Below are 11694 nucleotides of genomic sequence, written 5' to 3' on the forward strand. Positions count from 1 at the left end.
ATAGAACACTTAATTAAGCAAATTGGGATAAACCATACAGACAAAAAAGCCAGCGTAAAAACGCTGGCTTTTTTCCCGGCGGCGCTGTTAAGGTCTTTGCGCCGCAATTGGGCCATGTTGCAAGTCAACATGCGGGTTTTGCCCACGTTGTCTGAGCAAATGATCCATCAGGGTAATGGCCATCATGGCTTCGGCAATCGGGATAGCCCGGATCCCCACACACGGGTCGTGACGGCCTTTGGTGATCATCTCTACCGATTCATTCTGGGTGTTAATGCTCTGACCTGGGATAGTAATGCTCGACGTCGGTTTAAGCGCTATCGAGGCAATGATATCCTGACCAGTCGAAATGCCGGCCAGCACGCCACCGGCATGATTGCTGGTAAAGCCTTCGGGTGTCAGTTCATCCCGGTGTTCTGAGCCTTTTTGCTCTACCACCTCAAAACCGTCGCCAATCTCAACGCCTTTTACGGCATTAATGCTCATCAGAGAGTGCGCCAGTTCGGCATCCAGTCTGTCAAATACCGGCTCGCCCAGACCAACAGGTACGCCTTTGGCCACCACTTTTACCTTTGCACCGACCGAGTCACCTTGTTTTTTCAGGTCGCGCATATATTCATCCAGCGCATCCAGTTTAGTGACATCGGGAAAGAAAAAGGGGTTCTGCTCGACCTGTTGCCAGTCGAACTGCTCGGCTTTAATCGGCCCAAGCTGCGACAGACAGGCATGGATCTCAATGCCATGCACTTGCTTGAGATATTTTTTCGCTATGCCACCGGCTGCAACACGAATGGCGGTTTCCCGGGCTGACGAGCGTCCGCCGCCGCGATAGTCGCGGTGTCCGTATTTATGCCAGTAGCTGTAATCACCGTGGCCGGGACGGAATACGTCCTGGATTTTACTGTAATCTTTAGAGCGCTGATCGGTATTCTCGATTAATAAGCCAATACTGGTGCCAGTGGTTTTGCCCTCGAACACGCCAGAGAGTATTTTAATTTCATCCCCCTCGCGACGCTGCGTCGTGTACCGGCTTTGTCCGGGTTTACGCCTGTCCAGGTCGACCTGGAGATCCGCTTCGTCCAGTTCCAGTCCCGCCGGGACACCATCCACCACACCACCCAGTGCAACGCCGTGACTTTCGCCAAAGGTCGATACCCTGAATAACTGGCCTATGCTATTGCCTGCCATTGATTTTCCTCATTCCAAAAAACACCTTTGCGCTTCCCTGACCACAGGAAAACGCTTAGTCGTTAAAGTAATCCAGTAATTGTTTTTTACTGATCACAAAGACACCCAGCCCGCCGCGTGCAAATTCCAGCCAGGTAAATGGCGCACCGGGATAAAGCGCTTCCATATGTACCATAGAATTACCCACCTCGACAAATAGCAGCCCCTCTTCGGTGAGGTGTGCTGCGGCTTCTTGTAGCAAAGTGCGTGTTACATCCAGCCCATCCTCTCCCGACGCCAGACCCAGCTCAGGTTCATGATGGAACTCCTCTGGTAAGTCCGCCATATCTTCCGCATCCACATAGGGAGGATTGGCCACGATCAGATCATATTGCTGTCCGGGCACCCCGCTGAACACATCCGACTGGATAGCAAAAACCTGCTCCTGGACCTGATGGTCATGGATGTTCATCTCGGCCACTGCCAGCGCATCAAACGAAATATCAACCGCATCCACCTGAGCCTGCTCAAACGCTTTGGCCAGCGCAATGGCAATGCAGCCAGAGCCTGTACACATATCCAGGATCCGGGTCACTTTCTCCGGCGACTTTAGCCAGGGCTTGAACTGGGTTTCGATCAGCTCAGCAAAGGGCGAGCGTGGTACCAGTACGCGCTCATCGACATAAAAAGGCAGTCCCGCGAACCAAGCCTGGTTGGTCAGATAGGCAACCGGAATGCGCTCATCGATACGCAATCGCAGGTATTCTACCAGCCTGACTTTTTCGCTGTGTGTCAGGCGTGCGCTAATTAGCTCTTTAGGTGCATCAACAGGCAGATTCAGCAATGGCAAAACCAGACTGACCGCCTCGTCCCACGGGTTGTCTGTGCCGTGTCCAAAGAACACACCATTGCCTGCAAACTGGCTGGCGGTCCAGCGTAACCAGTCCTGAATGGTGATTAAATCCTGATAGGCTTCTTCAGCCATCGCCTGAGAAATAACAGAGTCGCTCATGAGTTGCTCTCACTACTATAAGTATGGCGGCATTGTAACGGTTTTTACGCTAGGTTTTTACGCTTTTTTTCTTTAAAATGACGCTATGAACACAGATAAATCAAACTCACAATTGCCAGCCGACGATTTCGCCCTGTTCCGCGAAGCCGTCTCGGGCACCAGTCAGTTCAAGCAAGATACCGTGCAGCAGCCAAGGCGCCAGACGCGCTTTAAGGGTGAAGTCATCGCCGAGCAAAAGAAGCAGCATCAGGCTGAATTTTACTTCTCGGACGAATATGTACCAGATATAGATACACATGGCACCGTCAACTATGTCCGCCCGGGTGCCGACAAATACCTGGCCAAACAGTTGCGCCGTGGTGACTATGCGCCTGAGCTGATCCTGGATATGCACGGCATGAACAAAGAAACTGCGAAAGACGAGCTGGCGGCCTTGATCCACGCCTGTAAAAAACAGCACGTGGCCTGTGCCTGCGTGGTCCATGGCATTGGCGAGCGCGTGTTAAAGCACAAAGTACCGCAATATCTGGTGCAGCATCCTGATATCCTGGCTATCCACCAGGCACCGCTGGAATATGGCGGCAAAGGCGCCGTGCTGATCCTGGTAGACTTACCCCAAAGCATGGAATTTCGTCGCTAAGTTTAATGTTGGGCCATCGCCAATGTGCGTATTGCCCTTCATCCCAGCCCTTATCAAATCCCTCTCAAAACACCCGCTGACTGAGTTTTTGTTTTTACTTTGTGCGCCTTCTCACGCTAGATGTAAATTAGCGCCGAGATCCCGTTTTAACACCCTGCTCACTAAGCTAGCGACACGGTAACAAATACGTTATATTGCCAGTTAATCTGACTCTTTTTTATTGTAACCTGACTCTCAAACCATGAATGAACTTTTAAGCTCAGACTTGAGCATCTTACTCCTGGAGCCGTCCCAGACCCAAAGACGGATCATCAGCAACGAACTTCAGGAAGAAGGGATCCAGAATATCGAGTGTGTGGACACACTTGCGGCCGCCATAGAGAGCCTGAATAGCAGCAAACCCGACTTAGTGATCAGTGCACTCTATCTGCCAGATGGTGACGCACTCACGTTATTGCAGCATATCCATACGGTTTTAGCAGACCATCAGCTGCCCTTTATGCTGATCTCCAGTGAAACCCGCAGGCCGCAACTGGAAGCCTTTAAACAATCTGGCGTCGTGGCTATTCTGCCTAAGCCCTTTAACAAAACCCACCTTGGCAAAGCCCTCAATGCGACCCTGGATATTTTATCCCCGGAAGAGTTAGAGCTGGACTTGTATGATATTCAGGAACTCAGGATCCTGGTCGTGGATGATTCCCGCCTGGCACGTAATCATATCCGCCGGGTACTCAACAACCTGGGCGCATCCCGAGTCAGCGAAGCCGAACATGGCGCACAAGCGCTGACTATTTTGCAAGACACCATGTTTGACTTGATCATCACCGACTACAACATGCCAGAAGTGAACGGTCAGGAGCTGGCTGAGGCCATTCGTAACTCCAACGAGCATAACCATGTCCCCATCCTGATGGTGTCTTCTGAGGCCAATGAAACACATCTGGCCAATATCGCGCAGTCTGGTGTCAATGCCTTGTGTGACAAACCATTCGAGCCCCAGGTTGTAAAACAGTTGATCTACCAGCTACTTGAACAAAACTAACCAAAAGTTGGTGAAAACCGCTATTCAGGCTGGTCAAAACCCTCACCATGGGTTGTGACCAGCCTAAAACAAAAAAGCAAAACTCCATATATTTCAATGCATTAAAAATTTTCTTTAAGCTGGCACAACCTTTGTAATAGTTAGAACGACTAACACATTAACGTCATCGTGACTAACCCAAAAGGAACCAGACAATGAAAACTGCAACCCAACTTAGCATGCTTATCCTGACTCTTGGCCTAAGCACCAGCGCTGTCGCCGCAGGCAATACCAGCGTCGCAGCCAGTGTCAATGCCAGCACCATTACCAGCAATGCGACCGCAGCCGTAACGCAAGAAGTGCTCAGCGAGATTAAGTCTCATGTCAGTCAGACCATCAAAGCGAACCTGATTGAGCTGAAAAGAAGCACCAAAGCGGCGCTTATCCAATCTTTAACACCGGAACAAAAAACAGCCCAGCAAGCGCAAGATAAAGGACAATAACATGCTGAATGAAATAACACTGTTGAGCTTACTGGCCACACCCGTTATCAGTCTGATGCTGGCATATGGCTCAATTGAATTGATTAAACTTCTCAATCAGAAAAGGTCAATGGGACGTACATCATGACAGGGCAAAACCGGGGTATAAAAAAACCCGCACAAGGCGGGTTTTTTTCAGAAAAACTCAGTCGAACTTACAGGTCGCCTTCGTTTTCTGACAGGAACTTAGCAACGCCTTCAGGGCTTGCGTCCATACCTTTTTTGCCTTCAGTCCAACCAGCTGGACATACTTCACCGTGCTCTTCGTGGAACGCCAGCGCGTCAACCATGCGCAGCATTTCGTCGATGTTACGGCCAAGAGGTAGGTCGTTTACTACCTGGTGACGTACGTTACCTTCAGAATCGATTAGGAAAGAACCACGGAAAGCAACACCTGCTTCTGGGTGCTCAACGTCATACGCCTGACAGATTTCGTGCTTCACGTCAGCAACCAGGTCATATTTAACCGGACCGATACCGCCTTCGTTTACAGGCGTGTTACGCCATGCGTTGTGAGAGAACTGAGAATCGATAGATACACCGATCACTTCAACACCACGCTTTTGGAATTCTTCGTAACGCTTGTCAAATGCGATTAGCTCAGAAGGACAAACGAAAGTGAAGTCTAGTGGGTAGAAGAAAATAACCGCTTTCTTACCTTTGATACGCTCATGTAGATTGTAACCATCTACGATTTCACCGTTACCTAAAACTGCAGCTGCTGTAAAGTCAGGTGCCTTGCGGCCTACTAATACACCCATTGTTATCTCCAAATAGTTAGTTTGAGTTCCAAAGTCTCACAATCACACAGAGCAACATGCCATGTCAGGCAACGCTTTTCTGTATCACTGCGAATTGTCACTTATTATTGAGGCGTTTTATAAAAAAACAACCCCTATACCAGATGGTATTATTTGGCGCTCAGTGTATGCTGTTCCTTCAAAAGGATACAATCGAATTATCCGATAGCAGCCATCTAATAAATTGATGGCGCAGCGAATAACCAATATCACCAGAGTTTGCAGACACAAAAAAAGCACCCTGAGGTGCTTTTTATCATAGAGCCGTCAAACTTAGTCCATGATGTCGTCTGGCATGTCGCCACGCAACTGCTGCCAAATCTCACCAGAACGATGACCGTAACGACGCATCAGTGCAATGGCACCGTCATGATCACCTTTTTCTGCCAGCGCTGTCAGATCGGCGTAAAACTCGCGAGCCAGCTCACGGGTGCGCGGATCTGAGAAATAATGACAACCAATCTTTGAGTAAAGGCCTTTAAAGCCATTGAGGATCAGTACGTAGATTTTGTTGTTCCCGGCACTGGCCAGCTGATGGTGCACACGGTAGTCGTACTCGGCAAAGGCTTCTGCTGTGTCGGCCACTTCTGCATGCTTAGACAGAATATCAATCACAGATTGTGGATTAAACTTAATCGCAGCACGGGTATAAATGGCACTGATATTGGTGCGTGCAGACAACAGCTGATCGGTCAGTTCAGGCACTTTATCTTCATCCAGGCGAGCCAGCGTCTCAAGAATATTCAGACCAGAGGTTTCCCAGAAATTATTTACCCGCGTTGGTTTGCCATGCTGGATAGTCAACCACCCATCACGTGCCAGACGCTGCAGTACTTCACGCAGCGTGGTGCGAGTCACACCAATAAGCTCGGACAGCTCGCGCTCGGCTGGTAAAATCGAGCCTGGAGGGAATTCGCCATTCCAAATTGACTCAACTATATACTCCTCAGCAAAACCTGCTGGGCTCTTGGCTTTAAAGATTCTCATTTAGCACCACTTTTGACAACATAAGGTACGTCGACAAGCCTGTGCTTCAGTGTGTAGCACACCAACAGGCTTCTGCAACTCAATAATCCACTGATTGTACCAGATGATTTGCAACTAACAAGGCATATCTGTTCCACCTTATAACAGCATTCAACAAAGGCCGAGAAAAGCCCCATTAAAGGGACTATTCCCCGACTAAGCCGTCCTTTTTTACGGCTTGATGAGTGGTTTTATGGCAACGCCCTGAACCACGGCGGCGAGGCCTGTGTGATACTGGCCTTCGACCACCTGGCGCTCCAGCTGTTGCAGGTGTTTCCATTCCAGCGGGCTTAACTCTTCAGCGAGTTGAGTCGCACTCAGCATGGTGCTCACATCGCTGCCGCCGCCAGTGCCAAAATGTATTTGTTCTGGTGCGTAGGCCTCCGTTAAAAAAACACCACCGGGCTTGAGCGCCCGCACCACGCCTTGATGCAATTTTTCACGTAACGGACGGGCAAATGGCGCAAAAATAGCGATAATGTTATCCCAACATTGATTGCCGAGCTCAAACTTACTCAGATCGGCATGAATAAATTGCACCTTTACACCCACTGCCTGAGCCAGCTTTTGCGCCTTCTCTATCCCTTTAACAGAGCCGTCTACCGCTGTTACCTCAAAGCCCAGCTTTGCCAGGTACACGGCATTGCGCCCTTCTCCTTCTGCCAGACTCAACACACGTTTACCTTTTAATTGTTTAACCTGAGCCTTTAAAAAATCATTTGGTTCAGTGCCATACGCGTAATCAGGCCCAGCAAAGCGTACATCCCACATAGGATCAAAATTCATCACGGTCTCCTCTCGTCAAGTGATATAAAGCATGCTACAACTTAAAGTCGACTTTAGGTCAAGCCCTGACAGGCACACTTTTTCTTCACCTTCACATAAAAGAGAACCACATGGATATTGCCGATGTCGCCAAAGCCTCCGGGCTCAAGCCTTCCACCCTCAGATATTATGAACAAAAAGGGTTGATCCGCAGTGCAGGACGCCACGGTCTGCGCCGCTATTATGACCCCTCAGTACTGGAGAAACTGGCATTGATCAACCTGGGCCGTCACGTTGGCCTGTCTCTGGATGAAATTGGCCGGATGCTGCTGCCTCAGGGCGTTGATATTGATCGTGCACTGCTGATAGCAAAAACCGCTGAGCTGGATAAGCAGATTGCCTCTATGCAGGCTATCCGCGATGGTCTGCATCATGCAGCTCACTGCCCAGCCCCCAATCACCTCGCCTGCCCGACTTTTCAGCGCCTGGTGAAGCTGGCCGGAAAACGCCTCAAACCACTTACGCATAAAATCTAGTCTGACAACATTTATAATCATTATTATCAATTAGTTAGTTTATATGGCTGTGCCTTGTAAGCGTGCTACCATGTCAATTCCGGTCAGATTGACCAAGTACTCCGGCTCAGTATGTTAGCGTCTGGCTTCTTTTACATTTTACCGAGACCTGACGTGAACCAATCCCGACATACTTTACTGGACGTCATCAGAGGCGCTGCCGTACTGGGCATTTTGCTGATGAACATCCGCCTGTTCTCAGAACCCTATGCGGCTTATTTTTCACCACTGATGCTATCGGCTCAGTCATCGCTGGGGCACCTCTGGTGGCAGCTCCAGCACCTGCTTGCCGATCAGAAGTTTATGGCGATTTTTTCTATGCTGTTTGGCGCCAGTACCGCGCTGATCTGCGATAAACGGATACAGGCTGGCCAACCTCCCTATGGTTACTACCTAAGACGACAACTCATTCTGCTCGCGTTTGGCCTCGTTCATGCGTACCTGATCTGGCATGGGGATATTCTGGTGTATTACGCCGTGTGCGGTGTTATCCCTTTATTATTTGTCCGCGCCCCGGCTGGGCTGATGCTACTTTGTGGCCTGGCGATACTGGCTGTCGGCTCCATCAACAGCCTGACGACATTTGCCGCCCTGAAACAACTGCCCGAGCACATACTCTTTGACGTGATAACCCAGCACTTTGCCCACAGCGCCCTTATCAGCCAGGCAGAGCTGGACGCTTTCTCTGGCAGCTGGTTTGAACAATTGGCGATGCGCGCCCAGCTGGCCAGGGAGTTTCACCTTTCAACCTTTCCCGCCTGGGGCGTATTCCGGGTATCCGGCCTGATGCTGATTGGCCTGGCGTTGTACCGGTTCGGCTTTATCAGTGGCCATCTTTCACGGCGCTTTTATGGCTATTTTGCGCTCTGCACTATCTCCGCTGGGATCACTATGTCGCTGGCCGGGTTATGGTTTAATCATCAGCAACAGTGGCTGTTTCCGGACTACTTTTTTAAGCATACACTGTGGAATTACTGGGGATCTGTACTTACCGCCTGTGGTTACATGGCTTTGCTGGCATACATCAGTCTGCGAGGCTGGCTGAGTCGCTTGCGGGGCTACCTGAGCCTGGTTGGACGCATGGCGCTGAGCAACTATTTGCTGCAAAGCCTGTTATGCTCTGTGTGGTTTTACGGGCTGGGGTTTTACGCCAATACCGGGGCGGCAGGGGCCATTTTAACTATCGCCACGGTCTGGATGATACAACTGGGCCTCTCAAAATGGTGGCTGATGCACTATCCATCGGGCCCGGCTGAGTTACTCTGGCGTACGCTGTCAGGCCGTTGAAACTGAATACGCCATTTAGCGGGCGTGAGCTGGTGGTGTTTTTTAAATGCCGTGTAGAAAGCGGCCCGGGTACCAAACCCGCAGTCATAGGCAACCTCTTCGACCGAGCGGCTGGTATTCTTCAGCAGCTCAGTCGCATGTTTGACCCGCCAGTGGTTTATATAGTCATGATAATTGGTCTGCAGATGTTCATTGAGTAACTGCGACAGATTATGCGGGTTCAGCCCAACTTGCTCCGCCAATGCCGACAAGGTCAGTTCACTATCCAGATAAGGCTGCTTGTCGCGGATCAGGGTATCCAGTTTGCGCCCATAGTAGTCTGACAGCGCGGGCGTCAGACCAGACTTTTGATATTTCTGACGCGCAGCCTGGCGCTGCTGCTCAGTAAAAATAACCTGGGGTGCGTGAGCCGCACGCCAGGCAATCAGGAGTAAAAACAGCTGCAATACCGTGTTGAGCAATGCCCTGCTATTCATTGCTGGCAACACATCGAATTGACGAACAATATAGTAGCCAGTCTCCAGCAACAGTATGATCAGGTTGAGATAGCATAAGTAATTCAGCCAGCTCAGCTTTACAGGCGCCGACCCATCCGCAGTCTGACTGAGCACATGCGAGGTATGCCGTAATTGCGATATAGCAGCCAGCACATATATCAGCTCCATGAGAGCAATTGAATGCAAGACCGTATTGTGACTGAACACAGGCGTGGCAATCACCTGCCCCTTAAACAGCAGCAAATGCAACATCACCAGGGCGGCCGGAGAAAAAAGCAACACTCGCAGCCACGGGCTGGCTTTTGAACAAGGGGTCTGTGACGTCACATACAGATAAAAGAGCGGACCCAGCATCAGCGCCAGTGGCCCGATCAACAGGTGCAGGGTGTCACCCGGCTTGCTGGCAATGTCCACCAGCTGCACCGCGCCGATTAATAACAAGTAGACCAGCAAGTAGCGGCTGTTAGTGCGCTGCTGGTGCGACAAAGACAGCAGTAAAAACACAAACAGCAGACACGTTGTGGCACTGCTTACCAGGATAAGATCTTGAAATGACACTGGAGGACTCAGTTTTTCAGTCAAGTCCGCTTGGGTCTTGCGCCAATAAATTGCGCAACGACAAAAACAATGGTGCTGGCAGGGCATTGGGTGAAAACCAGCGCCACTGCACACATTTATTGGGTTCCAACAGCTGTGGCTCTCCTTGTTCGCACTCCCCCTGCATAAACAAGGTGATGTAGTGCTTGCCTTCGGACTCAAAAACATCATTGGTATAGCCCATTGGAGTGACCCGCGTTAGTTCCAGGCCAGTTTCTTCCAACACTTCGCGACGTGCGCACTGCTCAATGCTCTCGCCCACCTCAAGATGCCCTCCAGGCGTTGCCCAGGTATGCGCCCCGTGAGCACCAATACGCTCGCCCAGTAACAGTTTACCCTGACGTTTTATGACTACGGCCACGCCAACACGCACAACTGATTGCATTGCTTATTTTTCCTTTACTGTTAAATTGCCCAGAAGATAACACATTTAACCTCTGAAATAAGTCTGTCCCGGAAACTAATATTGCATTCAGCAGTCAAACCGCACGACTAGTCTGAAACCAGTTGCCCGGATGCAATGACAGCGCCATAATAACGGGCAAAAAAAGGAACACTTATGTTGAATAAACTCGCTGAATTTTCTCGTACCCGACTTGCCTGGGGCGTGTTGTTTTTGTCTGCTTTCACGCTGGAAGCCATCGCCTTGTATTTTCAGTATGCCATGGGCCTTGAGCCCTGCATTATGTGTATTTATCAGCGTACCGCAGTGCTTGGCATTGTGGTCGCTGGCTTGATTGGCCTGGCCTCACCGACCAGTTTGCCTGTCAGGTTCATCGCCATGAGTTGCTGGGGTATTTCAGCAATTTGGGGCTGGTTGCTGGCAAAAGAGCATATTGCGATGCAAACCACCACAGATCCGTTCGCCTTTACCTGTGACTTTGTGCCTAACTTCCCAAGCTTTATGCCTTTACATGAATGGCTGCCGGCTTTCTTCGCGGCGACCGGAGATTGTGGTAATATTGACTGGTATTTTGCGGGTCTGTCGATGCCAGGCTGGATGGAAGTGATTTTCGCACTTTACAGCGTCTGCTTTATCGCCTTTGCCGCCGTATTTATTGTTAAAAGATGAGACGTAAATGGTTTTCAGACTGAGTAAACTCACCGAACTGGATGACTTTGCACTGCGTGATAAACAGCGTATTAAAGCGCAGGCGTTGGCGCAGCTACCTGCATCACAAAAAATTATGCTTAATATCGCCAAGCTAATGCTGTTAACTCCGCTATTCATGGCGCTGGCATTTATCGAAGGCTGGATATTGCTGCCCGTGTTACTCGTATGCGGGTTGGCTTACCCCTTGCTCACCGTGCCGCTTGAGATCCAGTTTGCCCGGCCTTATATGCAGCAGGCCATTGTTGAGTTTCGCAAAACCAATCAATAAAAAAGTGGTGCCTTGCACCACTTATCTACTCGTCAGCTTTAAGCTCGGCAATCCGGGCCTTTACTGAGATCTTCACACCAAACCGTCCAGGGCTTCGTGGTATAACCGCCGCCTACCTGAGGGGTATTGGCCCGCGCCAACTGTTGATGTTGTTCATTAAGACGCTTTAGTTTGCTGGTTTTTAATTGTAGTTTCATTACTTCGCTTCCTTCTTGGTTATTGTTTCAACACCATAAAATCACAAAGGCTCTGCCATCCTCAAGTTCAAAAAACAAACAAATGTTACAAGATGATGCTATCGACATACCCTTTCACATTGTTGTTATTAACTGAATGCACCTTTGGCGATTGAAATCAGGTAAGCTGTCCGACGAGTCGTATTA

General features: G+C 49.9%; 15 protein-coding genes. 7 read left to right on the forward strand and 8 right to left on the reverse strand.

Features of this window, described 5'->3' with window-relative positions; all coding sequences use genetic code 11:
* Positions 1-87: 87 nt before the first annotated feature.
* A complete protein-coding gene (gene aroC / locus TW77_RS19405; protein WP_046006632.1) occupies positions 88-1188 on the reverse strand; it encodes a chorismate synthase in 1101 nt (366 codons plus the stop codon).
* Between the two features lie 55 nt (positions 1189-1243).
* Entirely contained in the window at positions 1244-2179 is a 936-nt protein-coding gene (prmB, locus tag TW77_RS19410; protein WP_046006633.1) for a 50S ribosomal protein L3 N(5)-glutamine methyltransferase, read from the reverse strand.
* An 85-nt stretch (positions 2180-2264) separates the two neighbouring features.
* Here prmB and smrB point away from each other — a divergent pair, with 85 nt between their 5' ends.
* The 3 genes from smrB (at position 2265) to TW77_RS19425 (ending at position 4343) form a co-directional block, all read left to right on the forward strand.
* Positions 2265-2819 (forward strand): endonuclease SmrB, encoded by a 555-nt coding sequence (gene smrB / locus TW77_RS19415; RefSeq protein ID WP_046006634.1) that lies wholly within the window; start codon positions 2265-2267, stop codon positions 2817-2819.
* Positions 2820-3060: 241 nt separating this feature from the next.
* Complete coding sequence (locus tag TW77_RS19420; RefSeq protein WP_046006635.1) at positions 3061-3861, forward strand: response regulator; 801 nt, start codon at positions 3061-3063, stop codon at positions 3859-3861.
* A gap of 194 nt (positions 3862-4055) precedes the next feature.
* Positions 4056-4343 (forward strand): hypothetical protein, encoded by a 288-nt coding sequence (locus TW77_RS19425; protein ID WP_046006636.1) that lies wholly within the window; start codon positions 4056-4058, stop codon positions 4341-4343.
* 194 nt (positions 4344-4537) lie between these two features.
* Here the strand turns inward: TW77_RS19425 and TW77_RS19430 are convergent, their stop codons facing one another.
* The 3 genes from TW77_RS19430 to TW77_RS19440 form a co-directional block, all read right to left on the reverse strand.
* Positions 4538-5143, reverse strand: coding sequence for a peroxiredoxin C (locus TW77_RS19430; protein WP_010382361.1), 606 nt, complete (start codon positions 5141-5143; stop codon positions 4538-4540).
* Between the two features lie 312 nt (positions 5144-5455).
* Positions 5456-6169, reverse strand: coding sequence for a fatty acid metabolism transcriptional regulator FadR (gene fadR, locus TW77_RS19435; protein ID WP_046006637.1), 714 nt, complete (start codon positions 6167-6169; stop codon positions 5456-5458).
* Positions 6170-6379: 210 nt separating this feature from the next.
* Positions 6380-6994 carry a class I SAM-dependent methyltransferase gene (locus TW77_RS19440; protein ID WP_205623890.1) on the reverse strand — a complete coding sequence of 205 codons (615 nt, stop codon included), beginning with the start codon at positions 6992-6994 and terminating at the stop codon, positions 6380-6382.
* A 110-nt stretch (positions 6995-7104) separates the two neighbouring features.
* On the opposite strand from TW77_RS19440, the gene TW77_RS19445 reads away from it, so the two are divergent.
* Together TW77_RS19445 and TW77_RS19450 are read left to right on the forward strand one after the other, a co-directional pair.
* Positions 7105-7509, forward strand: coding sequence for a helix-turn-helix domain-containing protein (locus TW77_RS19445; protein WP_046006638.1), 405 nt, complete (start codon positions 7105-7107; stop codon positions 7507-7509).
* A 153-nt stretch (positions 7510-7662) separates the two neighbouring features.
* Positions 7663-8835: a DUF418 domain-containing protein gene (locus TW77_RS19450; protein WP_162197975.1), complete on the forward strand. Its 1173-nt coding sequence runs from the start codon at positions 7663-7665 to the stop codon at positions 8833-8835.
* On the opposite strand, the gene TW77_RS19455 is transcribed toward TW77_RS19450, so the two are convergent.
* On the reverse strand, positions 8784-9890 hold the full coding sequence (locus tag TW77_RS19455) for a helix-turn-helix domain-containing protein (protein WP_046006640.1): 1107 nt from the start codon (positions 9888-9890) through the stop codon (positions 8784-8786). The genes TW77_RS19450 and TW77_RS19455 overlap by 52 nt on opposite strands.
* Before the next feature lie 16 nt (positions 9891-9906).
* On the reverse strand, positions 9907-10314 hold the full coding sequence (locus tag TW77_RS19460) for a nucleotide triphosphate diphosphatase NUDT15 (protein WP_046006641.1): 408 nt from the start codon (positions 10312-10314) through the stop codon (positions 9907-9909).
* A 177-nt stretch (positions 10315-10491) separates the two neighbouring features.
* Here TW77_RS19460 and dsbB point away from each other — a divergent pair, with 177 nt between their 5' ends.
* Together dsbB and TW77_RS19470 are read left to right on the forward strand one after the other, a co-directional pair.
* Positions 10492-11001 carry a disulfide bond formation protein DsbB gene (gene dsbB / locus TW77_RS19465; RefSeq protein WP_428838751.1) on the forward strand — a complete coding sequence of 170 codons (510 nt, stop codon included), beginning with the start codon at positions 10492-10494 and terminating at the stop codon, positions 10999-11001.
* Positions 11002-11008: 7 nt separating this feature from the next.
* The gene (locus tag TW77_RS19470) at positions 11009-11311 is read left to right on the forward strand and encodes a hypothetical protein (RefSeq protein ID WP_046006643.1); all 303 of its coding nucleotides are present in this window, start codon (positions 11009-11011) and stop codon (positions 11309-11311) included.
* A gap of 38 nt (positions 11312-11349) precedes the next feature.
* Here TW77_RS19470 and TW77_RS25270 read toward each other — a convergent pair whose 3' ends face one another.
* Positions 11350-11508: a hypothetical protein gene (locus TW77_RS25270; RefSeq protein WP_156158717.1), complete on the reverse strand. Its 159-nt coding sequence runs from the start codon at positions 11506-11508 to the stop codon at positions 11350-11352.
* Positions 11509-11694: the final 186 nt, after the last annotated feature.

Source organism: Pseudoalteromonas rubra, assembly GCF_000967655.1.
Taxonomy (GTDB): domain Bacteria; phylum Pseudomonadota; class Gammaproteobacteria; order Enterobacterales; family Alteromonadaceae; genus Pseudoalteromonas; species Pseudoalteromonas rubra_A.